The following is a 23451-nucleotide window of genomic DNA, read 5'->3' as shown; positions in this document are numbered from 1 at the left end:
ATGGAAATCACAATCAGTAAACTCTTTATAATTTTTTGCATTATCTGGATAGTTTTTGCACAAATATACCTAGGTAAGCCATTTTCTTTATGCTATGTTCGAAACACAATTAGTTACAGATAGTTTAATAAAATGTTAACAAATCGACCCGTATAAGAAGGTCGGAAATCATGAAAACAATAAGATATTTAAATATCCCGTAGATACCCTCACAAAGCACCATGAAATCGGTTAGTCCACACCGCCAATAACATGGTCAACCAAGGGTACTGTGTTTACTTTGGAGGCACCTCCTTATGTTGAGCAACTCATGGCCTTATACACCGGCACCTCAGATAGAGAATCAACTCTGCTCTTCTGAACGATTATTGTTTAGTTCTACGGATCCTGAAGAAATTAAATCCATGGTGGGAAGAGTGATGAAACCCCATGATTTTAAATTACTTAATCAACATCAAAGGCTTGATGCCCGAATGCATTACATTCCGATGGGGGATATTTCTCTCAGTCGGTTACGTTATGGTGCCGATGTCGCTATCACTCCGGGGCAACTCGAAGATTTTTTTCTCGTGCAAATGCCGCTATCCGGTAGTGCCACGATCGAAAGTGGCGGGAAAAGTATCGAATCTACGCCACACATGGCTTCTTTGCTCAGTCCTGAAGAGTCAACGGTGATGCGCTGGAATGGGGATAACGACCAGTTTATGTTGCGTATTTCGCGTTCTTTACTGGAACGTAGTTTAGTTGGTCAGCTTGGGCATACATTAGATAAGCCTTTAGTTTTTGAATTGGGATTTGCGTGGCAATCTTGCATTGCGTGGCGCACCTTGATGAATTATCTGATTGAGTGCGCAACGAGAACCCCTGATTTGCTGCAACATAAATTGATTACCACCCAAGTTGAGCAGTTAGTTTCCGTGACCTTATTATCGACCCATCAACATAACTATCTAGAAGATTCTGGTATGCGCCGAGCCACAATCCGCCCACGTCATGTGCGCCGTGTTCAGGAATATTTAGAGGCGCATGCTCATGAGCCCATTACGGTTGAACAACTCGCTCATATTGCCGGTGTGAGTTTGCGCAGTTTATACGCTGGCTTTAAAGAGTTCTTGGATATCAGCCCAATGCAATATTTACGGGATTTGCGCATGGAGCGAGTCCGTTCTGAATTGATGTCAGGGGAAGCCACCAGCGTGACTGGCGTTGCGTTGCGTTGGGGATTTGCGCATATGGGCCGTTTTAGTGCGGAATATAAACAACGCTATGGGGAAACACCGAGCCAAAGTATGAAAAAGGCTTAGTGAACAACTATCATACACAGTCATTAAATCGACAGCGCTGGTTGTCTGCGCCCAGCGCTTTACTTTTCAGATATGAAAAACTCGGTCATCTCCAGTGGGTGGCTCTATCGTTAAACTCACTTTTCCCCCCATCGCTTCAATATAGCGCTTCAACGTTGAGAGTTTAATATCATTCCCTCTTTGCTCTATCTGGGTGATCGCAGGTTGAGATACGCCAAGATTATTTGCTAACGTTTTCTGTGAAATATTTAGCTCTTCCCTTAAAGCTGTAATCCCGTCTCTAACACCAATGTATCAGTAAGATTTTTGATTCTTTCCTGGCTTTCTTGAGAACGCTCAGCAATGGCTTGTTTTAACTTTTTCATTATTACCCTCATATAAGTTTTAGCTTATGCGAGACATATAAGCCATAGCTTATATGTCAAATTCAAAATGATAAAAACCGAATTTATAAGCTCGAACAACTCAAAAATCAGCAGCCTTTCGGCTGCTAATTGAAGATAGGGAGATTAAAACGGAATAGAAGCTTTGAGGTAAATCTGTGAACCTTCAGGGCGGTTTTCAACTGCAAAATCTTTTTCCCACTTGGCAGTAAACAGCCAGCCTTGTGGATTTGCGTAGCGAATTGACGGTCCGACGGCAAAGGCTTGTGCCTTGCCTTGTGCCGAGTTTGGCCCGCTATCATTGGTAGTTTGCATAAACCCATATCCACCAATCCCCGCGACCCAGCCATTACCGAAGCCCCAGCCTAGGGCATAATCCGCATGGAAAGCTTGCCCCGAACGTGTATCCGTATCGTTATTGCGGAAGTTAAAGTCATACATCATTTTTAAATCCGCATTCACACCCACGGGTGGAATATAGCTGATCGCCCACACTGGCTGTAATGCCCAGTAATTCTTACCTAAACTCGATGGGTCAGTTTTACTGTATTTTCCTGTTGGCGCATAGGCATCCAATCCCACCACATAATGTAAGTCAGCAGAAGGATGAAAACCTAAAGCGGGACCGAACGTGACATCCCCTAATCCTCGGCTAGTTTCTTTATTTCCAGCGGCTTTTGCCGTGACATCCAGTAAAGGAATAATGGTATGAAAGGCAAGATCGCCACCAAACACTTTTTGATCGGTAACCCAGATAAGGCGTGGTGCTAATACGTTAACATTGACGCTAAATCCGGGAATAGGAATTTTGTCACCTTTATTATCACGAACACTGTCGTAATGGGCATTTCCACCGTACATTAGGACATGCACACCCTGCGGTGGCAGCGCCCCTGACATAAAGTTTTCCAACCCATCAGGGTAGATCCCAAGACCACCCCCTTCCGTTGCGACAGCACCAAATGACAGTGCACCTAAGCACGAGCCGACGAGAAGCTTATTGACCATTTCTTTATTCATCATGTTACCTGCCGCTATTGTTGTTTTTATGGTAGTTATTTTTATGGTTAAAAATGTATTACTGTGTTTGTCTTGCCAATGATGTTGTAACGCCCATTACCGCTTTTTTTTCGCTGCTAATTTCTCAGCAACTAAATACCCTGAACCCCCGCCAAGGCCGGGACCCGGATGCGTTGAAGCTCCAATATGGAATAAGTTTTTGACCGCGGTTTGATGGGCTTTGGTTTGCCCTGATGCCGCAAAAGGTCGTAACCAGAAGAATTGGTCAGGGGAACAGGTTCCTGAATAAGGATCACCACCAACCAAGTTACAGTTGTAATTTTCCAGATCCGCAGGGGAAATTGCCTTGCGACCGATAATTAATTGAGAAAAACCTGGCATCACCGTTTCCAGACGTCGCTGAATACGGTCGGCTACTGCCTCACGAACCGTTTCATTCCAACGCCCATCTTCCGGAATTTCGATCTCTCCCGCTGCATCACCTTTTAAGCGACGTGGAAGTTCCTGCATTTGTATCCACAGAATCCATCCACCTTCAGGTGCGCGGCTCGGATCTAATGTTGTCGGCTGACCAATACCAAATGTCGGTTTATTGGGTAGATAGCCATTGTTGGCTTGAGTGACCGATAAGCAGACTTGCTCCATGCTTTCGGTAAAGTGAACTAATGGAACGTTGAGCAGTTCAGGATTGCACCATGGTGGAGGCGCACTCAGCGCAAAATGAATTTGCATTCCGCCACGTCCATAGCGGTAGCCTTTCGCCCGTTGCTGAACTTGCGGAGAAACCTCATCGAGTAAAGATCCATATAATTGAGTCGGAGTCACATTGCACACCACACTTTCGTTGGCATGGATTACTTGCCCATTAACACTAACGCCGACAGCGCGGCTATTTTTGCCACTACCTTGGGTGATAATTTTTTCAACATGGGTTCCTGTGCGCAACTCTCCACCATGTTGTTCAATGACCTTGGCAAAGGCTTCAACAATGCGATAACTGCCGCCTTTCACCACCGGCATTCCACCAGCGACCACTGCCGCAAATGTCAGTTTGCCAATTAATGCGGAGCTGGCTTCATCAGGCCCTAATCCCGTATGTAATACCCATGGGGACATTAATGCGCGACTAAAATCGTGCTGTAATTCGCGCTCAGACCAGCGACGAAAGCTTTCCACACCCGATTTGGCGAAATCGAGTAACCCATCGACGCCCCGTTTACGCCACTCAGAAAACAGTAATTTGAACATCCCGCCGCTGTACGGGTTTTGTCCGAGTAAACCAAACGTCAGTGCCGCATCTTCGCTAAACAGTTTTTCTGCCATTTTGCGAAACACTAAACCGTCACCGGGAGCAATAGCATCCAGCTGTTTTGCGGCTTCGCCAATATCCCGTTTTAAGGCAATAGACTGACCATTTGGCTGCACCAATCCCGTGGAATAGTCACATTGCGCAAATTCCAGTCCATAGGGTTTTAAATACGGTTCTAACTCTTGATAACCTGGGCTACCAACAAACAGCGAATACCAACAGGAAAGGAGGTCGTGGGTGTAACCGGCAAACAGTTCTTCGGTACGAATACAGCCGCCAAGGCGGTCATTACGTTCCAGTACCAATACTGATTTTCCGCGCACCGCTAATAAGGCGGCACACATCAGCGAATTCATCCCACTACCCACGACAATCACTTGGGGGTTAGATAAGGTTGTCATACCTCACCCCACCAGCGCTAGCACACGCAATGGGCTACCCGAACCACCTTCAATTTTCAGTGGTGCCGCGACAATCACGACCCCAGTGGCTGGTAATTTATCGAGATTTTTTAAGCATTGCAGACCATATTTATTATTACCATGCATCAAGGTGTGGCATGGATAGGGAATTGGCCAGCCATACGATTGACCAGCATCCGTATTGATTGTTTCAACGCCAAAACCTTTAACATTACGCTGATGAATCAGCCATTCCACCGCCTCTTGTGAAGGACCCGGAGTATGGGCACCATCTTCACGCATGTTCACATAGGCTTCTGGATTGTCAGATTTTTTAGACCAATCCGTGCGTAATAGTACCCATGCCGCTTGGGGAATTTTGCCGTGTTTTTCTTCCCACTTTTGTAAAAAATCCACCGTCAGTACCCAGTCTGGGTTTTGTGCCACTTCTTTACTCGCATCCACCACCACAGCAGGAGCGATGAAGTTTTTTAGCGGAATGGTATCTACCGTATTATTGGGTTGGTCTTTGCCACTAACCCAGTGAATAGGCGCATCAAAGTGGGTCCCAGTATGCTCTCCACAGCTAAAATTGTTCCAATACCAACCCGGACCATTTTCATCGTAGCGTGAGATTTGCTCCATCTTAAATGACCATACTTGCCCAAACTCAGCAGGTAGCTGTAACGCAGGAAATGAAGGCGATAAGGTTTGCGTCAGGTCAATAATTTGAATATTGCCTTTTTGTAACTCACTGGCGAATGACATCAAAGTTTGCTGTTCCATACTCTCTCCTGCGCTTATTGCGCTTCATGTAGAGCGGTAAATGAACCGCTGTGGAAAACTAAAGGCTTACCGGTTTCACTACCGATGCGACGAACATGACCCACCATCAATAAATGATCTCCGATATGATCTTGTTTGTGGTTTTCACAAACTAAGGTCACTAATGCCCCATGTAATGCGGGAATACCCTCTGGAGTGATGTGGATTGCCACATCGTCAAACTTGTTTTCAATGCGCGGGTTAGCAAAACGCATTGCAAGCTCTTGGTGATCTTTCCCCAAAATATTGATGGTGAAATGCTGGCAATCACGAAATACCGCAAGGTTTGGAGAGTGATTGACTAAGCTCCATAGCACCAACGGTGGATCCAAAGAGAGTGATGCAAATGAGTTGATGGTTAGCCCCACATCACGCCCGTCTGCCGTGCGCGTGGTTACAATTGCGACCCCAGTTGGGTAGCAACCCAATAAATTGCGTAAGGTTTTTGATTCAAATTCGGTATGACCCCATTCGCTATCACACATGAGCGTATCCTCTGCAATCATCGACATACTGATTCTCCTACGAAGCGCGAACTTCTTCTTGCATCAACGATTGAATATAAGTATCGCAGGCATGGGCATCGTGCCACCATGGCGCAAGTACGGGTGGGTAGTTAAAGGCGTTTGCGACAGTGTGAGCTAAAGCTGGTAATTGTTGCGCTGCACCTAACACGTTAAGAACATGGGGCTCTGGTGGTGCTAACAGTGCATTTGTCCACTCCACCACATGGCGACCGTATTTCCAGAATTGTTCGAATGTTTCGTTCATCCACTGTGCGGTATATGGCTTGTCGCCGTGGGCGAGTATCGCGTCATAGTAAACTTTGCAGGCTTTAGTGGCGTTGTTAGAACCTTGGCCCGTTAATGGATCATTGGTGACTAATGCATCGCCGAGTCCAAACACAATTTTGCCTGATGGCAGAGTCAATACGGGCTTGCGTACCGTTGGAGCAAAGCGTCCGGCTAAGATGCCATTTTCATCGGTTAATTCCACATGCTTGCAACGTTCAGCTTCCCACGGTAAATAGGTTTCAATGATCTTTTTGCTGTATGCCAGATGCTCTTGCGGTGTACGCGCCTCGCCCCATTGATCCATCGGTCCACCCGGTACACCTTCAAATACCATGATGTGACAATCGCCGCTGTTGGTCAGAGATGGGAAGACAAAGTATTCGCCAACACCTGGGATCAAGTTGAAGGAAACTTGGGAATATTCAGGGGTTGGCAACATGCCGTGAACATAGGTCAGAGCCAGAGCACGTTGGGGTTTATCATATGGCGAGCGAGAAGGATCGCGCTCTAGTAGCTTCACAATTTCCCCTTTACCACCCGCAAGGATCACCAAATCGTGGGTTTCTGCTAAACGTTCTAATTCGGCAACGCCAACATCTTCGATACGCAAATCACCGCCACGGGCAGCAAACAGCTCCATCCAATACGGCATTTTGATGCGCTGATCCACCGCTTGCGCATAGTTATCTAAACGGGAGCGCCAAGTAATGGCTTTTTCACCCGGTTTTTCTGGATGGGGAACCGTAAAACCAATCCCTTCGACAGGTGGACATTTGTCTTCCCAGAAGTTGATCCCTAAATCGCGCTCAAATTGTAGCGAGATATCAAACATGCATTGGCTGGACATCACGCGGCCATTTTTGACATCATCTGGGGTTCGATTGGTGGCAACAGTAACTTCATAGCCTTTATCTAATAGCCCTAATGCCAATGGCATACCCGCCTGACCACCACCTACGATTGCTATACGACGCATAGTTGTTTCCTCGATGAGATTAAAATAACGGTGTCTTATTCAGCAAGACGGGGAATTGCGGGTTTAGCCTGTTCAGGCCCCATAGCGGAATAACCGCCATCGACAGCGTAATCTGCGCCAGTCACGAAACTCGCCAGATCAGAAAGTAGGAATGCGACAACTTGAGCAACCTCTTCAGGGTCGCCAACACGTTGTAAAAGGTGATAATCCGCTGCAACGCGGTCAGTTTTTTGGCGGTCGCCGCCCGTAATTTCATCCATCACGCGAGACCATGTCCAGCCCGGAGAAACCGAGTTCACTCGGATGCCATCTGGCGCATAGTCCATGGCTTGGCTGCGAGTGACTTCCAACATAGTGGCTTTTGATGCGGGATAGAGCCAACGACCTGTTTGCGCAACCGATGAGGAGATACTGGTAAAGTTAACAATGGCGCCTTTTTCAGCATTGGCTAAATGCGGTTTAGCAAACTGCGCGGCCATTACTGCACTGACCACATTGATATTTAAAGCCGTTAACCAATCTTGACGTGAAGATGCTTGACCGTCATCCAGATAGGTCGCGGCCAGATTAACCAAAAAATCGAGTTGCCCATATTTTTGCGCAACGCGGTCAATTCCTTGTTTGAGCTGCTGATCATCGGTGATATCTACCGGTAAGAAATCGATATTAGGCTCTGACTGAGCCACCTTTTCACCGTTAACCTTATCGATATCAAAAATGGTAACTTTGACACCATAAGAACATAATATTTTTGCCACTGTTGCGCCGATTTTAGTTGCGCCACCCGTGACAATGGCAATTTTGTTATTCAAACCTTTCATCGCTGTGCCCTCTTTGCTCACAATGCATTCACAAAAAATTAACATGAAGCATCATTACGCAAAACCAGCAAAAAGCTGTAGCCTATATGCGCAAAGATTATCCGCTCAGCGCGGCAATTTGATTAATAAGGTAATGATAATATTGGAGAAATAGCCACATTTTGCAGTGACTATCCAGATAATGAAAAGTGTGATTTAAGGACGTTCTAGGATCTGAGCTCCTGAGCCTTTATTGCCGAGGACATCTTCAGGGTTGCGCAAAGGGCAGTCACTAAGGGAAAGGCAGCCACAACCAATGCAGTGATCTAACTCATTGCGTAACCGAGTTAACTGTTTGATTCGCCTATCTAATGAACTTTTCCATTCTGTCGACATTCCTTTCCATTCCTCTGACGTTAACTTGCTATTCGCTGGGAATTTGCCTAATGCATCTTGGATCTCTTTGAGAGGGATTCCGGTGCTTTGTGCCACTTTTATAATTGCAATATAGCGTAAAACGACAGGCGGAAAACGGCGCTGATTTCCTTGAGTTCGAGCACTTTGAATCAGCCCTTTTGACTCGTAAAAATGCACCGTAGAGACCGGGACTCCTGAGCGTTTAGCGACCTCACCCACCGTTAATGCACGCGTAAAATCTATTTGTTCTTGTTTGATTTTACCCGTTTTTATCGTTTTCGTGCCTTTATCTGCCATTTTCACTTGTCCCTATTGACCTCAACTTAACTTAAGGTTTTATAGTGCCCGCCACAGTTTGTCAATTTAAGATGCTCAATGATAATGAATAAAAGACACCTCACTCTGCTATGTGCTGCGCTCATTGCAGTTGGCGGCGGCGCAGTGATTTACTCGACTTACGCCAACACTGATAATAAGCCACAGGCCGCTTATCAATATCCACCCGTGAAAGTGGCTCTAGCCCCTGTCACCCTCGATAATGCACCACGAACGTTTTATGGCGTCGGAGAATTAGAAGCCGGAAGCCAAGTGTTTGTAGCTGCGGAAACCAGCGGGAGGATCACTAAAATTGGTTTTGAATCTGGGCAACAGGTTAAAAAAGGGCAATTACTGGTTCAGCTCAATGACGCCGTAGAGCGTGCCGATCTCGCCCGTTATCAAGCCCAATACCGCAATGCATCTCGGTTGCATGAGCGAACACGCTCATTATCTACCCAACATTTAGTGGCTGAAGCGCAAGTGGACAGTACCCGTGCCGAACGAGATATGGCACAAGGATTGATCCAACAGACTCAAGCGTTAATTGCCCAAAAAGCCATTCATGCGCCCTTCGATGGCACCATTGGTATCCGTCAAGTCCATGAGGGCCAATATTTGAGTCCGGGAGAAGCTATCGCCAGCCTTGTCGATACGCAAACTCTGAAACTGAATTTCTCATTGGATGAGCAAGCATCCCCGGAATTACATCAAGGACAAGTGGTCGATATTACCGTCGACGCTTATCCTGACACCCCATTCCCTGCACGGATCACCGCGATTGATCCGTTGATTGGTAAATCCCGAACCGTCGCCTTGCAAGCCACTCTCGATAACAGCAATGGTCAGCTTAAAGCGGGTATGTATGCCAACGTTAATGTGGTGCGCCAAGCCAATAACCAAGTGCTGACCATTCCTGAAACTGCCGTCACTTATACCGCTTATGGCGATACTGTTTTTATCGCTGAAGGCAGCGGTGAAGCGATGACCGCCAAACGTATTTCTGTGAAAACGGGTCAACGGTTTGATGGGAAAATTGAAATTGAGCACGGTTTAAATACTGGCGATCAGGTGGTCACATCCGGTCAATTGCGCCTAAATAATGACTCAGCGATTACGCCAATTTCCCAAGATACATTGGCTAAATCTACGTTAGATACCGCTCAAGGGTCATAAGGAAGGACGCTATGAAATTCACGGATCTGTTTGTACGTCGACCTGTTCTCGCGCTGGTGGTAAGTGCCTTGATCGTATTAATCGGTTTATTTGCGCTGAGTAAATTACCTATTCGCCAATACCCACAGTTAGAAAGTGCCACCATCACGATTAGTACTCAATACCCCGGAGCCTCTGCCAAGTTGATGCAAGGCTTTGTGACCCAACCTATTGCACAAGCGGTTTCTTCTGTAGAAGGTGTGGATTATTTATCCTCTTCTTCCGTTCAAGGTAGTAGCCTTGTTACCGTCAGGATGGAGTTAAACCGCGATTCAACTCAAGCCCTTACCCAAGTCATGGCAAAGGTAAATCAGGTGCGTTATAAGCTACCAAAAGAAGCCTATGACCCCGTGATTGAGCTTTCTTCAGGGGAATCCACTGCGGTTGCTTATATTGGATTCGCCAGCACCGAATTATCAATACCCGCCCTAACTGACTATATTTCTCGGGTCGTTGAGCCGATGTATTCGTCAATCGATGGCGTCGCAAAAGTGCAAGTTTTTGGTGGGCAGCAACTTGCCATGCGCCTATGGTTAGATGCGGATAAACTTGCGGGACGGGGTATTTCTGCCGCTGAAGTTGCGCAAGCCGTACGCCAAAATAACTACCAAGCCGCCCCCGGTAAGGTAAAAGGTGAATATGTTATTTCCAACGTGTATGTGAATACCGATTTAACCAACGTAGAAGAGTTCCGTGATTTAGTGATCCGTAACGATGGAAATGGATTAGTTCGCCTGAAAGATGTTGGAACCGTGGAACTCGGCGCATCTTCCACTGAAACCAGCGGCTTGATGAATGGTGAACCAGCAATCTATTTAGGTCTGTTCGCAACCCCCACAGGAAACCCACTGGTGATTGTCGATGGTATGAACGCCTTAATGCCTGATATCGTCAAAACCCTGCCACCGGGAGTCAAGATCGAGATGGCGTTTGAAACCTCTCGTTTTATCAAAGCCTCCATTGATCAAGTAATTAATACCTTAGTCGAAGCATTACTGATCGTGATCGCAGTGATCTATTTATGCTTAGGATCCATCCGCAGTGTGATCATTCCCATTCTCGCCATTCCCTTATCCATGTTGGGTGCCGCTGCGCTGATGATGGCATTTGGTTTTAGCATCAATTTATTGACGCTATTAGCCATGGTTCTGGCGATTGGCTTGGTCGTCGATGATGCCATTGTGGTGGTAGAAAACGTCCATCGACATATTGAAGAGGGAAAATCGCCCGTACTTGCTGCATTAATTGGTGCTCGTGAAGTGGCAGGCCCTGTTATCGCCATGACCATCACGCTAGCGGCAGTGTATGCGCCCATTGGATTGATGTCTGGGCTAACTGGGGCATTATTTAAAGAATTTGCGTTAACATTAGCAGGTGCAGTGATCGTTTCAGGCGTCGTCGCCATGACCCTCTCGCCGGTCATGAGTTCGTTTATGCTGAACTCAAAACAAAATGAAGGGCGTATGGCGCGCATGGCGGAAACCTTTTTTAATACCCTCGCCAACTACTACACCGCCGTTTTAAATTTCTCCCTGAAAAACCGTTGGATCACGGGCATTTTAGCGTTGGGCGTGGTGATTAGCTTGCCTATGCTGTATCAATCAGCCCCTCGTGAATTAGCCCCTGTTGAAGACCAATCCAGTGTTTTAACAGCGATTAAGTCTCCACAACATGCCAATCTTGAGTATGTGGAGCGTTTTTCTCGCAAGTTACACGATGTATTTATGGATCTACCAGAAACTGAAAGTACGTGGATAATTAACGGGACAGATGGGCCTTCCGCCAGTTTTGGGGGAACCAATCTCTCTTCTTGGGAGCAACGCAATCGCCCAGCCTCCGAAATTCAATCCGACTTACAAGCGCGAGTCGGCGAGGTAGAAGGCAACAGTATTTTTGTGTTCCAACTCCCTGCATTACCGGGTTCTACGGGTGGATTGCCCGTTCAAATGGTGATAAAAAGCCCGCAAGATTACCCTGTCCTGTATCGCACCATGGAAGAGATCAAACAAAAATCCCGTGAAAGTGGATTGTTTATGGTGGTGGATAGCGATCTTGACTACAACAACCCCGTCGTTGAAGTGCGAATTAACCGCTCTAAAGCGAACAGTTTGGGGATCCGTATGCAGGATATTGGGGAATCCCTGACCTTGTTAGTCGGTGAAAACTACATTAACCGCTTTGGGATGGATGGCCGTTCCTACGATGTAATCCCTCAAAGTTTGCGCAATCAGCGTTTAACGCCGGAAGCACTCTCTCGCCACTATGTGAAAGCACAAGATAGCAGCATGATACCGCTATCAACGGTGGTTGAGATTTCAACCCAAGTTGAACCTAATAAACTGACGCAATTTAACCAACAAAATGCGGCTATTTTCCAAGCTATTCCGGCACCGGGGGTGACATTAGGGCAAGCGGTCGCCTACTTAGATGAGATTGCGAGCGAATTACCCGCGGGCTTTAGCCATGACTGGCAATCAGATTCTCGCCAATATAAGCAAGAAGGCAATACGCTCGCCTTTGCCTTTATGGCTGCGTTGGTCATTATTTATCTGGTATTAGCGGCACAATATGAAAGCCTTGTTGATCCATTGATTATTTTAATCACCGTTCCGTTATCTATCTGCGGCGCCTTGATCCCACTCGCATTGGGCTATGCCACCTTGAATATTTATACCCAAATAGGCTTAGTCACCTTGATTGGTTTGATCAGTAAACATGGGATCTTGATGGTGGAATTTGCCAATGAACTGCAAGCTAATGAAGGGCTTGATAAACGCCAAGCAATTTTGAAAGCGGCACAAATTCGTCTGCGTCCTATCTTGATGACCACTGCCGCCATGGTGATTGGCTTGGTTCCATTGCTGTTCGCCACGGGCGCTGGCGCCAATAGCCGCTTTGGATTGGGGCTGGTTATTGTCACAGGAATGCTGATTGGTACCCTGTTTACTTTATTTGTACTGCCAACAATTTATTCATTATTGGCTCGTAACCATAGCGCAAATGCATTGACCCCAAGACGCTATGAACTCGCAGAAGCGGATCGTCTAATTAAAGAGGAAGATGCAAAATGAATTATTCTTCATTAAACCCTATTTCATTAACCACCAATCGCAAAGATAAACGCGGTAACCGTGAAGATAAGCAGCAAGCGTTTTCAGGTAACCCAATGAGTAATAGCGCAATGATGATGATTTACCACTGTTACCCCGCGCGTTCTGAGCAAAAAAGTGCAGAAAGCTCATGCTATAAATAGCCCCATAAAAAGAGCCGCATCATCAATGTGCGGCTCATTTTCACTATTTATTTGACTTACTGGTTATTGGCCTTCGTAGAAAGCCATTACTAACTTGCCTTCTTTAATAATAATCGGGTTACCGGGTAAGGCGTCTAACACCTCATTTTGTGATGCATCAACCACCACCGCAACATTTCGATTTCCCTGACTCGCCAGCAGGCTTGGCAATTGCTCTAAACGGTAGAATCGATTTTCTGCATCAGGGTAATTAAGCCCATAACCCAGTTCACCGGTTTGATACAACATCGTAATGTCGCTGCGCTTAAGCACCCAAGCCAATGATGTCCCTAAGCCTACATTGTTAGTTAACAATATTGCACGGTTTTGCAGTTGATCTTTATATTTTGTCAGCACGCCCTGTGGCGTATTGTTGCTTTCAATATATTTAGGGATCACATGCCCAATTGATAAGCTCAGCACCAGCGTACAAGCGGCAGCAAGAGACCAATATTTCCGTTTGAAGGAGACAACTCCCATTAATGCCCAGAATGAGAAAGCCCCAGCCGCAAGCCAGATCTTATAGCTCTCATCCCCTTGATACAGGTTCATTTTAGGAAAATAAGGGGAGACGATAAATGCACCCGCAGCAGCAACGCCAATCGTGATATTAATTAAGGCATTCAGGCGAATAATCGCCACTTTATTACTTTCTAAAACTTGATTCAGATAGGACGCCATAATAATGGCGAGTGGAGCAATACAAGGCAGAATATAGGTTAGTAATTTACCTTTAGTAATACTGAAAAATAAGAAGGGTAAAACTGCCCACAGTAAGAAATAGAGATTCATGCCTTTTGTACGTATGGCATGCACAATTGCACCAAACAGGTAGCCTAACCATGGGATCACTGCCACTAATAGAATAGGGACATAGAACCAGAATGGGGATTTATTTTGGGCGTTATCTGCCATAAAACGTTGAATATGTTCAACCCAAAAGAAATAATTCCAGAAATCGGCTTCATGACTCGCAATGGCTAATCCCCAGGGTAAACACACCAGCACCGAGGTCACAATGGATAAACACGCGAGCACACAAACTTCTTTAAAACGTTTAAAGTAAATGGCGCTAACAGAGCAAACCAGTACCGGTAACACCAGTACTAAAAAGCCTTTTGTCATCACCCCTAAACCACATGCAACGCCAATCAGAATATATGCATATAATTTGTGGGTGAAGTTTGTAGTCGTAATACCCCATTGGAAAAAGAAGATAATCATCGTAATAAATGCGGTGACTATCGGGTCTAAAATATTGTAAGTTCCAATAGTTAACACGATGAACATGGAGAGATAGATTAATACCGCATTAAATGCGATATCCGATTTTTTCCATGCCATTTTTGCGCTGAGATAAACAAATAGCCCGCTAATTAAGGTGCTAAAAACCACACCTAGCCGCACGGAAACATTATTTTCGCCGAATAACAATTGGAAGAAGGAGCCTACCCAGTAGCCAAAGATAGGTTTTTCAAAATAGCGAATACCTAGCAGCTCAGGCACACTCCAATGACTACTCAGAATTAGTTCGCGGCTAATTTCAGCATAGCGCAGTTCATCAGGTTGCCAAAGTAAGCGCCCATTGAGTGGAAGGAAATAAGTTACAAGCACAAAACCGAATAACAAGCACCACTTAAAGTAGGCAACTTTATTATTTGCCATCATCATTTAATCTCAACCATTCTTGTAATAAATATTTAATAATTATCTATTTTTAATCATCGGACTAACATTCATTAATCTTCAATTGGCTTTATTATCATGTTATTAGCTAAACCCAACATAAACCAATGAACGTTTTTAATTTCTCAACCGCTGCCCTAGATAAATAATCGATAAATGAGACTATCTTTTTTAGCTTAATATATAAAAATCAATCGAAAGTTAAGACTAGATTAAAAAACAATAGTTCAGCATTTTCCATTTATTTTTAACAATTTAATAAGTAAATGAAACATTCTGTAGCTTTGAGAATAGTTATTAATTCTAGAAAGGCAAAATTGAGAAAAGTTTAATAATAAATTTGAGACTAAAGGCAGCTATTGATGAATCGACTTATCAAAAACTACCTCTAGTTTATCGGTTTTTACTTAGCCGCATCCAATGCTTGGGTTAAGTCCTCTAAAATATCATCAATATGTTCAATTCCGATAGATAAGCGGATCATATCCCGAGAAACACCAGCCTGTGCCAACTCAGCATCATTCAATTGACGATGGGTAGTTGAAGCGGGGTGACACGCTAAGGATTTAGCATCTCCAATATTAACTAAGCGGACAATCAACTTCAGCGCATCAATAAAACGAGCGCCAGCCTCCAGTCCACCTTTGATACCAAATGACATAATACTGGCGGGTTTACCATTCATGTATTTCTGTGCCAGTTTGTGTTCTGGATTCGTTGGTAGCCCTGCATATTTAACCCATGCCACTTGCGGATGGGACTCTAAATATTGTGCAACTTTTAACGCATTTTCAGTATGGCGATCCATTCTTAATGCCAAGGTTTCTAGGCCCTGTAGAATTAAAAATGCGTTAAATGGTGATAGTGCCGCGCCAGTACCACGCAGCGGAGCAACTCGGCAACGAGCAATAAATGCCGCAGCGCCAAAATGTTCGGTATAGCTGACACCATGGTATGCCACATCCGGCTCCACCAGCAGCGAGAAACGCTCAGGGTGTTCTGCCCACGGGAACTTACCTGAGTCGATCACCATCCCCCCAAGTGACGTTCCGTGCCCACCAATATACTTAGTCAATGAGTGAACCACGATATCCGCACCATGTTCAAAGGGTCGACAGAGATAAGGAGTCGCAACGGTATTGTCGACAATCAGTGGTACACCATGGCGATGAGCCACTTGTACAAGTGCAGCAATATCCACAATAAAACCTGCGGGATTAGAAATCGACTCACAAAAAACAGCTTTGGTTTTGTCATCAATCAGGGCTTCAAGAGCGGCTAAATCATCGTGTTCAGCAAAACGGGTTTGAATTCCAAGACGCGGGAGAGCATGAGCCAGTAAGTTATAGGTTCCACCATATAACTTGGCAACCGAAACGATATTATCGCCAACTTGAGCTAAAGTTTGGATAGCGTAAGTAATCGCCGCCATACCTGATGCGACAGCCAAGCCCGCAACGCCGCCTTCAAGCGCTGCCACCCGTTGCTCAAGAACATCATTGGTAGGGTTCATAATGCGCGTATAAATATTGCCCGCGACTTTTAGGTCAAACAGATCAGCGCCGTGCTGTGTGTCATCAAAAGCATAAGATGTCGTTTGATAAATAGGAACAGCAACAGACTTGGTTGTAGGGTCTGGAGAGTAGCCAGCGTGGATCGATAATGTTTCTAATTTCATTGTTTTATCCTTGTTATAATGCACTACACCCGCACTGCTAGATTCAAGGGTTTGTTTTTGTTATCTCACTGTTACGCCAATAAATATCCCCCAAGTAGAGTTATCAAACAACCGGATTAACTTGAAATTATTTCATTCAACATAATCTATCGATCTATTTTCCAACCTACAGATATAAAAAAACCCATACTGCCGAAGCAATATGGGTTCCGTTACGACTGAATTTAATTACGCAAATGCGCCATAAATAACAGAGGTAATCGACCCTAAACCACAAATCATCGTAAAGATTTGCGCTGCTTTAGAGGTACTAAATGGTTTCATCGCAGGGATCATACGCATTGCAACAACAGGCAGAATAAACAGGATTGCCGCAATCATTGGCGCACCCATGGTTTCAATCATACCCAAGATACTTGGGTTAATGATTGCGACAATCCACGTTGTGATAACAATGAATAACAGAGAAATGAGTTCAATCTTCTTCACAGAAACAGAAGAGCGAGATTTTATTAACCCAACCAGACCTTCATGAGCTCCTAAGAAGTGCCCAAAGTAGCTCGAAACGATAGCAGCAAATGCCACGATTGGACCTAAGTAAGACAGGATTGGAGATGGGTTGGTGTTTGCAATATGAGATAACACGCTGATGTTTTCTTTTTTCGCAATTTCTAATTCCGCTGGGCTTAAAGACAGCACGACAGAGAAGACAAAGAACATGACAAAACCGGTCAACATGAATGCTGCACCACCGGTGATCATGTCAGTTTTAATCACTGCTTGGTCACCAAACTGTTGACGTTGGTCTTTCGCAAATTGGCTGATAATTGGGCTGTGGTTAAAAGAGAACACGATAATAGGAATTGCCATCCATACCACAATCGGCATTGCGCTCCAGTCTGGTGCAACTTCTAACATCGAAGTATTCCACTCAGGAATCAAATACAGAGACAGTGCTAGCAGAATCAAGACTAATGGATAAACCATCATTGAAGTCAGTTTCAGCATTAAATCCCTACCAAACACGACCCCAGCCGTCATCGCCGCAATTAAAACGCCCGACAGTAACCAACGAGGAATAGGATCCATACCGATTTGGTTCACTAAGAATGAATCGACGGTATTGGTGATACCCACACCGTAAATTAATACGATAGGATAAATAGCAAAGAAATAAGCAAACGTGATGATGTTTGCACCTACTTTACCAAAATGTTCTTCAACGGTATCAGTAATATCCGCATCCGGTTTTTTGGCTGACAGTACGAAACGCGCAAGTCCTTTATGGGCTAACCAAATCATTGGTGTTGCAATTAAAGCCAGTACCACTAATGGCCAGAAACCACCTGCACCTGCTTTAATTGGAAGAAAAAGAACACCAGCACCTACTGCGGTACCGAAAAGGGATAACACCCAAGTGAAGTCCTTGTAGGTCCACTTATTAGCAGATTTTTCCGTTGTGCTTACTGCGGTTTTTATTGTGCTCATATTGTCGCTTAATGATTATAAAAAGGGATAAAAAAGATGGGCGAATTCTGCATGAAATGATGAAGAGCACCTAGCTTAATTTTTAGAATCTTTCTGGCTTTTTGGTGTAGATCTCATTACTGAACGTTAAATAATGACAATTTGTTAATATTCGCAAATAAAAGTTTATCAATTGATTAAAAATAAAAATTTCATGCCATTAAAATGAATTCATATTTATTTACTTTTCACTCAAATTATCATCAAAAATAAACATCCATAAAAAATGGCTAGCATTATTTTGCTAGCCATTTTTTTATTTAAAAGGCGAATTTAAAGATAAACAGGGACTAAAATTTCTGTTGCTATCACGACGACCACTAAACCAACTAATACAGGAACGGAAGTTCTCTTCACCACTTCAAACGGTGAAATTTTTGCCATCCCTGAAACGGCTACCACCACCCCAGAAACCGGGGATAATGTACGACCTAAGTTGGAAGCCTGTAGCATAGGAATCACTAAGTAAGCTGGGTTGACTCCCATTTGCTTCGCTAAGTGTGGGATCAATTCGACGAAAGCATAGAACGGTGCGTTACCTGAGCCAGTTGTCATCGCTGCCAGCATCGTAATCACGACCAGAGCAATCATCATGATAATGGCACCAGAACCGAAAGATTGGGCTAAATCGATGAGGCCACGAATAAAACCAATGGTACTCAAGCCTTGAGCAAATATACCCGCAGCGACTAACAGCATCACCACCGTCGCAAATGCATCAGCCATTCCTCGGTAACAAACATCTAAGCCACTATAGACATGCTTAGCGCTGAAACTACGAAGGAACTCAATCACTGCCGCCAGAATGATACAGCCGACAATAATCGTGACGATGTGTAATTCTGGTGCCCATTTACCGTCAAAAACGAGAACGCCGATAATTGGCGTGAAAGGTAAGATTGCATAGAAGCTTGGCGCATGAGTTTTGATCTCATTTACATCCAGCATTTCAGTCTTAACATGCTCTTTTCTATCTAAGTAACGTTGCCAGAAGAAATGTGCGATAGACATCGCCACAATGGCTGCAATCGAGATAGGCAAGGTCGTTTTAAAAGCAAAATCGATTAATGGCATTTCTGCTGCTTTCGCCGCTAAAATAACGTCACCGGATGTTGGCGCTAGAATAATCGCCGCCGGAGAAGCACAGATTGCCGCAGCAGCTCCACGACTGATCCCGACATTGACCATCACAGGGAACAGCGTCGCCATTAATAGCACACCAAGCCCCGTAGCCGAGGAAACGGCAAGTGACATCAAGCAGGCAACAATATAAGCCGCAACCATCAGTAAGTAAGGGGAGTTGATCATTTTCAGTGGCTTAGACGCAATTTTCACCACCACGTCATTAGCACCAATGTGGGTCATATAAGACGCAAAACCACATAGCACCATAATCATCATGCCAAGGTCGCCACCTCGGCTCATTAATAGGAACTTAATGTATTCCAGAATATCAGTAACGCGCCATCCCGTAGGCTTTACTGAATCGGGTAAAATACTTTTTCCCATTAAGGCAGAAATGATTAAAAGTAAGATACCGCCGGTCAGTAACACCCCTGTCGCAGAGTAGCCTTTTATTATATAGCGCCCGACACCAATGGCGACTATCACGCCGATTAAAAGCTCAATCATTTATTTTTCCTGCCCGTCTCATTTTGTAATTATTGAAGGTACTCTGCCTAAAAAAAAAGCGAAATACTCTGATAATGATCATGTTGGACAATATTTTTAATCTAGAAATAGATAAAAAGACAAGCTAAAAATTAATAATTATTTTTTCGATTTAACTTAAGCCAAATTCCCTCTATTGCTCAAAAGAATAGAGGGAATTAACGGGTTTTATTTTTAGAATAAATATTTGAAGCGGGCACGAACACCATAACGATCATCATCGTGATGATTAATCATGTTATTATCATCAGCGTTAATTTTTGAGTAATATGCCCCTAAATAGATTTTATAATTGTCTAAGTCTAAAATCTGAGGTAATTCATAAGAGGTGTATACTGTATGAATATCGTATTTACCGGGTGCTCTATTTAACACTGAATTCGGATCATTCGATATTTTATCTGCATTAAAATCTTGAATATCATTATGTGCATAGATATAGCCTAATTGCAGACGCTTCCAAAGCCCATATCCACCAATGGATAAATCTTTTTCCGATGAAGCATCTAAATAGGCAGTACTGAATGTTAATTGTAATCCCTCGTCAGGATCTTTCTCTAGGCTATTCCATTCCATCGTCATGCCATAGCCATTGCGTTTTGACATATTTTGCCATTTGTCATCCACATTAGCCCCATAAGCATTATTGATAACTTGGGACTCCATTGCCACCGCCACTTTAAATTCATTGGGTTTCCAAGCAATGACCGGCCTAACATAAATGACATTTTTTTTATTATCTAATTGATACCCATGATATGAGCCACTATCAAATAATGCAGTACCATCTTCCACCAACGCATTCACTTCAAAATACCAATCATTTAATGATTTAGATAATTGAATACTCCCACCATCCCCTGAGCGCCCCCGCCCTTCTTTCATCATATAAATATAACCGAAACCGTCCGCATATAAATCGTTGGCCGTATTCCCCGAATACTGAACGAAGGTGTCTTGCCCTAACGGGAACATGTCATAAGCTTCATAACGCCCAACTTTGGCTTGCCAGCTATTTTGTTGACCAAAATAAAACGCCGCGTCATCCAGATTCATTTTTCCCGTCATATCCGCCAATGGCTGTACAGAGAAACCTGCGTAATTACCATTTTCATTAATGCGCTTTCCATCCAGTCCAATCAAGATCCGCCCATTAATATCCCAGTTATCAGATTTATTGGGTTCTTTATCTTTACCTAATGCGGTGCGAACTGAGGTAATTTGTCCTTTTCGGCTTGCGCTATCAAGGTTAAATTCCACATCTCCATAAAGTTTTAATTCACCATATTCATGATTATATTGAATACCCGGCGCATTCTTACTTGGTGTATTGACCAGAGCAGGTGGTTCCGAGTTTGATAGCGCAACTTGCTGGGTGGGAGGTAAGGCAGGGGAACTATTCGCCATCATAATTTGCTCAAGCTTTTCCGCTTTACGTTCCGCTACATTTGCCCGTTGCTCAGCCTGCTCCGCTCTTTTTTCTAATGCTTGAAGCCGAGCTTCTATTTTACTCAAATCAGTTTCTGCCTGACTATGAGTAGGAGAAATGGCAGCGAATCCCACCGCAATCGCTGATAAATAAAATTTTTTCATTTTTTATCCTGTTGAATTAAACCGAAGCAAAGCAACTAAGTATTTTTTAATCGTTAAAGGTGCGTTTAGAGCAGATGCTCAAATTAAGTACTGTCGCAGTATATCCCCACGCAATGTTAACGTTAACAAAATATTCTTTAAAAGGATAAAAGCGTCACACTTTATGAACATCATTTAGAAAACAATGGGAGGTGAACGATGAGAGGATTTATTCATCATTGAGAGCCTGAAAGGCGTTATTTGAAGAGTTCAAACACCATATCCCCAAAAAAGCCTCGATATTGCAAATAACGAATTTGCTTACTTTTTTCTTTAAAATCTTTTGGAATTTCATCGCCAAATTTTTTACAGCGAACCTCTGAAGCGATATCAAACCAGTCTACGTCTAATTGCGAAAAGTGGTGGTCCACTAAGGTTTCTGCAAAGCCTTTTTGGCGCATTTCTTGTTTAATTCGCAAAGGACCATAGCCTTTGCGAACATAGCCTTGCATTAATAACCCCACCACTCGGTCATCATCTAAAAAATGTTGCTCATTGAGTTTATCGAGTACGCCTTCAATCAACGCCTCATCAATAATGCCGTCATTTTTTTCATACATTCGGCGCTTCATTCTGGCGAATAGCTCTGCCTTTCCATAATCACGTCGGGAAAGCAGAAATAGAGCGTACTGATAGAGTTCGGGCTGTGTCATTATCTACTCGTTGGTCATTAAAATTGGGCACTGACTAACGTGCCCAATCTATATTAATGAACTTGGGCACCGCTTAAGAGTTTATAGATTGTATCAGGTGTATAGCTACCATCTTGGTAATAAATAGTCCAATCGGTGATATCTTCACGAGTAAGCGGGTAAGTTTCCCCTTCCTGCATGGTTTGCACATAGAAAGGGTGGTTGATTAAGCGGCCTTCAAACTGGTCACCCTTCCATGAAATTGGCTCAAACCACATGTGTTCATGCCCTTCATCACCGTCTTCATCCTGATAACTAATGCCACATTTCACAAGGAAGCGCCATTCTGAATCCGTTTCGTCTTCTTTTTTTCCGAGCAGCTTGGCAAACAATCCTTTCTTCGGCGCGACGGGTTTTGGACCGTAGTTATCCAGCATGTGGGTAAAATATTCCCAACGTAGCCTAGCTTTACGAGACATATCCGCGGTTTCTTCATCAGTACGCATAAACATCATCGCATTTTGATCTTCAAAACCTTCAAAGAAGCTTTCTAATGTTGGATTTTCTTGGGTCACGCGAAATAGCATCACGGATGGATGTTGGTGAGATTCGTCACGATCATGCCAATCTCCCATAAAACGCTCTGAACTGGCATCACCAAATTCAAAATTCATCTCTTCCAATGGTTTTAAGTTATCAACAGGGGTTGATTGCCCCACATGGCGTAGTCCTTCTTCAAATGGGACTGCCACCAAATATTCATAACCTGTTTGGGTTTGACCAATGAAAATCGGCTCATTGAAGTCAATTTTTCCTTGGGTAATGCTGTTATTCACAAAACTCCAGAATAGCTCAGGGATCCCATAATAAGACGCAATCGGGTGTGGGATAATAATTTCTGCTTCGGATAGCCCACAACGCGCTAAACCATGAGTATGGAACCAATACATGGTCGGTGCAGAATCTTCGCCCGCGTCTTTATCGTGGTCATAAATAGCATGCACTACATACAAAGAATCAATACTTGGCATCAAATCATCCAGCAATTGGAAGTTTAGCCATTCACGTGTAAAGACTTTACCCGCCGCCGAAATATCCAATCCTAATAATAAGTCAGGGACTAAAATTTGGATGATTTTCAGTTGCTGTAAGTAATTGACGAGTGGTTGGTCTTGGAATAAACATTCAACGACCACCGCTTGGGGGGCAGCAGTCGCTTCTGCGTATAGCTCTTGGCTAATCGGATCGGTGGCAAAATAAGGGTTAATTGTATATTCCGGATCACTTTCTACGAGAGAGATATAAAAGCGTAAATCTTGTTCACCTTTTTTGCAGGTGAAGAAAAAACCGCCACCATCTTCTTCAGATACATAATCAATATCACCGTCAGTAAAATAGGTTTGTTCTTCTAATCGTTGCTCAAGTTGTAGTGAAGTCAGTTCAGAAGCAGGGATAGCCACCATCATCGAGGCTTCTCTTTCCCCTTCGCCTTTTGCAATATCAAGGTATTGTTGTTTATTACTCATTATTTTGCCCTGTAATTTATTATCTTTATCGAGGATATCAGCTTATAT

Annotated in this window: 18 protein-coding genes and 1 pseudogene; 4 read left to right on the top strand and 15 right to left on the bottom strand. The window is 44.0% G+C overall.

All coding sequences use genetic code 11. The features are described 5' to 3' along the window. Positions 1 to 296 precede the first annotated feature (296 nt). Positions 297 to 1304, top strand: coding sequence for an AraC family transcriptional regulator (locus tag PR761_RS14490; RefSeq protein WP_039855752.1), 1008 nt, complete (start codon positions 297 to 299; stop codon positions 1302 to 1304). Between the two features lie 66 nt (positions 1305 to 1370). Here the strand turns inward: PR761_RS14490 and PR761_RS14485 are convergent. From PR761_RS14485 to soxR, 8 genes and pseudogenes are all read right to left on the bottom strand, one after another. Next, positions 1371 to 1669: pseudogene (locus PR761_RS14485) on the bottom strand (helix-turn-helix domain-containing protein). Positions 1670 to 1813: 144 nt separating this feature from the next. Beyond that, positions 1814 to 2710, bottom strand: coding sequence for a SphA family protein (locus PR761_RS14480; protein ID WP_154610872.1), 897 nt, complete (start codon positions 2708 to 2710; stop codon positions 1814 to 1816). Positions 2711 to 2803: 93 nt separating this feature from the next. Then, the gene (locus PR761_RS14475; protein ID WP_154610873.1) at positions 2804 to 4417 is read right to left on the bottom strand and encodes a phytoene desaturase family protein; all 1614 of its coding nucleotides are present in this window, start codon (positions 4415 to 4417) and stop codon (positions 2804 to 2806) included. A 3-nt stretch (positions 4418 to 4420) separates the two neighbouring features. Next, complete coding sequence (locus tag PR761_RS14470; RefSeq protein WP_006816018.1) at positions 4421 to 5203, bottom strand: cyclase family protein; 783 nt, start codon at positions 5201 to 5203, stop codon at positions 4421 to 4423. 14 nt (positions 5204 to 5217) lie between these two features. Then, positions 5218 to 5754 carry a flavin reductase family protein gene (locus PR761_RS14465; protein ID WP_223844753.1) on the bottom strand — a complete coding sequence of 179 codons (537 nt, stop codon included), beginning with the start codon at positions 5752 to 5754 and terminating at the stop codon, positions 5218 to 5220. Positions 5755 to 5764: 10 nt separating this feature from the next. After that, complete coding sequence (locus PR761_RS14460; protein ID WP_006816020.1) at positions 5765 to 7012, bottom strand: styrene monooxygenase/indole monooxygenase family protein; 1248 nt, start codon at positions 7010 to 7012, stop codon at positions 5765 to 5767. A 35-nt stretch (positions 7013 to 7047) separates the two neighbouring features. Beyond that, entirely contained in the window at positions 7048 to 7833 is a 786-nt protein-coding gene (locus tag PR761_RS14455; RefSeq protein WP_039855798.1) for an SDR family oxidoreductase, read from the bottom strand. A 195-nt stretch (positions 7834 to 8028) separates the two neighbouring features. Next, positions 8029 to 8526 carry a redox-sensitive transcriptional activator SoxR gene (gene soxR, locus PR761_RS14450; RefSeq protein WP_112836083.1) on the bottom strand — a complete coding sequence of 166 codons (498 nt, stop codon included), beginning with the start codon at positions 8524 to 8526 and terminating at the stop codon, positions 8029 to 8031. Between the two features lie 84 nt (positions 8527 to 8610). On the opposite strand from soxR, the gene PR761_RS14445 reads away from it, so the two are divergent. Genes PR761_RS14445 through PR761_RS14435 form a run of 3 tightly spaced genes read left to right on the top strand, consistent with a single transcriptional unit; the run spans position 8611 to position 13012 of the window. Further along, entirely contained in the window at positions 8611 to 9720 is a 1110-nt protein-coding gene (locus PR761_RS14445) for an efflux RND transporter periplasmic adaptor subunit (protein ID WP_154610875.1), read from the top strand. 11 nt (positions 9721 to 9731) lie between these two features. Further along, on the top strand, positions 9732 to 12830 hold the full coding sequence (locus PR761_RS14440) for a MexW/MexI family multidrug efflux RND transporter permease subunit (RefSeq protein ID WP_126436314.1): 3099 nt from the start codon (positions 9732 to 9734) through the stop codon (positions 12828 to 12830). Next, positions 12827 to 13012 (top strand): hypothetical protein, encoded by a 186-nt coding sequence (locus PR761_RS14435; protein WP_006816025.1) that lies wholly within the window; start codon positions 12827 to 12829, stop codon positions 13010 to 13012. The genes PR761_RS14440 and PR761_RS14435 overlap by 4 nt, the downstream gene beginning before the upstream one ends. Positions 13013 to 13075: 63 nt before the next feature. Here the strand turns inward: PR761_RS14435 and arnT are convergent, their stop codons facing one another. The 7 genes from arnT to PR761_RS14400 form a co-directional block, all read right to left on the bottom strand. After that, the gene (gene arnT, locus PR761_RS14430; RefSeq protein ID WP_006816026.1) at positions 13076 to 14722 is read right to left on the bottom strand and encodes a lipid IV(A) 4-amino-4-deoxy-L-arabinosyltransferase; all 1647 of its coding nucleotides are present in this window, start codon (positions 14720 to 14722) and stop codon (positions 13076 to 13078) included. Positions 14723 to 15140: 418 nt separating this feature from the next. After that, entirely contained in the window at positions 15141 to 16415 is a 1275-nt protein-coding gene (locus tag PR761_RS14425) for a bifunctional O-acetylhomoserine aminocarboxypropyltransferase/cysteine synthase (RefSeq protein ID WP_154610876.1), read from the bottom strand. A gap of 228 nt (positions 16416 to 16643) precedes the next feature. Continuing rightward, the gene (locus tag PR761_RS14420; protein ID WP_006816028.1) at positions 16644 to 17903 is read right to left on the bottom strand and encodes an aromatic amino acid transport family protein; all 1260 of its coding nucleotides are present in this window, start codon (positions 17901 to 17903) and stop codon (positions 16644 to 16646) included. A gap of 312 nt (positions 17904 to 18215) precedes the next feature. After that, the gene (dcuC, locus tag PR761_RS14415) at positions 18216 to 19574 is read right to left on the bottom strand and encodes an anaerobic C4-dicarboxylate transporter DcuC (protein ID WP_006816029.1); all 1359 of its coding nucleotides are present in this window, start codon (positions 19572 to 19574) and stop codon (positions 18216 to 18218) included. Between the two features lie 213 nt (positions 19575 to 19787). Next, the gene (locus tag PR761_RS14410) at positions 19788 to 21206 is read right to left on the bottom strand and encodes a carbohydrate porin (RefSeq protein ID WP_006816030.1); all 1419 of its coding nucleotides are present in this window, start codon (positions 21204 to 21206) and stop codon (positions 19788 to 19790) included. Positions 21207 to 21442: 236 nt separating this feature from the next. Beyond that, on the bottom strand, positions 21443 to 21898 hold the full coding sequence (locus PR761_RS14405) for a regulatory protein RecX (protein WP_112836075.1): 456 nt from the start codon (positions 21896 to 21898) through the stop codon (positions 21443 to 21445). Between the two features lie 53 nt (positions 21899 to 21951). Then, the gene (locus PR761_RS14400; RefSeq protein WP_112836073.1) at positions 21952 to 23403 is read right to left on the bottom strand and encodes a DUF4026 domain-containing protein; all 1452 of its coding nucleotides are present in this window, start codon (positions 23401 to 23403) and stop codon (positions 21952 to 21954) included. Between the last annotated feature and the right edge of the window lie 48 nt (positions 23404 to 23451).

Origin of the sequence: Providencia sp. PROV210 (assembly GCF_028479445.1) — a bacterium.
In the GTDB taxonomy this organism is placed as follows: Bacteria; Pseudomonadota; Gammaproteobacteria; order Enterobacterales; family Enterobacteriaceae; genus Providencia; species Providencia rustigianii.
The sequence above is the reverse complement of the archived record's forward strand: the minus strand, read 5'-3'. Positions and strand labels throughout refer to the sequence as shown.

What these genes read in the sequence shown, in the direction of transcription:
- PR761_RS14490 (WP_039855752.1), top strand. Translation starts at nt 297, where the DNA reads ATGTTGAGCAACTCATGGCCTTATACACCGGCACCTCAGATAGAGAAT.
- dcuC (WP_006816029.1), bottom strand. Translation starts at nt 19,574, where the DNA reads ATGATTGAGCTTTTAATCGGCGTGATAGTCGCCATTGGTGTCGGGCGC.
- PR761_RS14425 (WP_154610876.1), bottom strand. Translation starts at nt 16,415, where the DNA reads ATGAAATTAGAAACATTATCGATCCACGCTGGCTACTCTCCAGACCCT.
- PR761_RS14420 (WP_006816028.1), bottom strand. Translation starts at nt 17,903, where the DNA reads ATGAGCACAATAAAAACCGCAGTAAGCACAACGGAAAAATCTGCTAAT.
- PR761_RS14460 (WP_006816020.1), bottom strand. Translation starts at nt 7,012, where the DNA reads ATGCGTCGTATAGCAATCGTAGGTGGTGGTCAGGCGGGTATGCCATTG.
- PR761_RS14435 (WP_006816025.1), top strand. Translation starts at nt 12,827, where the DNA reads ATGAATTATTCTTCATTAAACCCTATTTCATTAACCACCAATCGCAAA.
- PR761_RS14470 (WP_006816018.1), bottom strand. Translation starts at nt 5,203, where the DNA reads ATGGAACAGCAAACTTTGATGTCATTCGCCAGTGAGTTACAAAAAGGC.
- PR761_RS14455 (WP_039855798.1), bottom strand. Translation starts at nt 7,833, where the DNA reads ATGAAAGGTTTGAATAACAAAATTGCCATTGTCACGGGTGGCGCAACT.
- PR761_RS14480 (WP_154610872.1), bottom strand. Translation starts at nt 2,710, where the DNA reads ATGATGAATAAAGAAATGGTCAATAAGCTTCTCGTCGGCTCGTGCTTA.
- PR761_RS14410 (WP_006816030.1), bottom strand. Translation starts at nt 21,206, where the DNA reads ATGAAAAAATTTTATTTATCAGCGATTGCGGTGGGATTCGCTGCCATT.
- PR761_RS14445 (WP_154610875.1), top strand. Translation starts at nt 8,611, where the DNA reads ATGAATAAAAGACACCTCACTCTGCTATGTGCTGCGCTCATTGCAGTT.
- PR761_RS14400 (WP_112836073.1), bottom strand. Translation starts at nt 23,403, where the DNA reads ATGAGTAATAAACAACAATACCTTGATATTGCAAAAGGCGAAGGGGAA.
- arnT (WP_006816026.1), bottom strand. Translation starts at nt 14,722, where the DNA reads ATGATGATGGCAAATAATAAAGTTGCCTACTTTAAGTGGTGCTTGTTA.
- PR761_RS14405 (WP_112836075.1), bottom strand. Translation starts at nt 21,898, where the DNA reads ATGACACAGCCCGAACTCTATCAGTACGCTCTATTTCTGCTTTCCCGA.
- PR761_RS14465 (WP_223844753.1), bottom strand. Translation starts at nt 5,754, where the DNA reads ATGTCGATGATTGCAGAGGATACGCTCATGTGTGATAGCGAATGGGGT.
- soxR (WP_112836083.1), bottom strand. Translation starts at nt 8,526, where the DNA reads ATGGCAGATAAAGGCACGAAAACGATAAAAACGGGTAAAATCAAACAA.
- PR761_RS14440 (WP_126436314.1), top strand. Translation starts at nt 9,732, where the DNA reads ATGAAATTCACGGATCTGTTTGTACGTCGACCTGTTCTCGCGCTGGTG.
- PR761_RS14475 (WP_154610873.1), bottom strand. Translation starts at nt 4,417, where the DNA reads ATGACAACCTTATCTAACCCCCAAGTGATTGTCGTGGGTAGTGGGATG.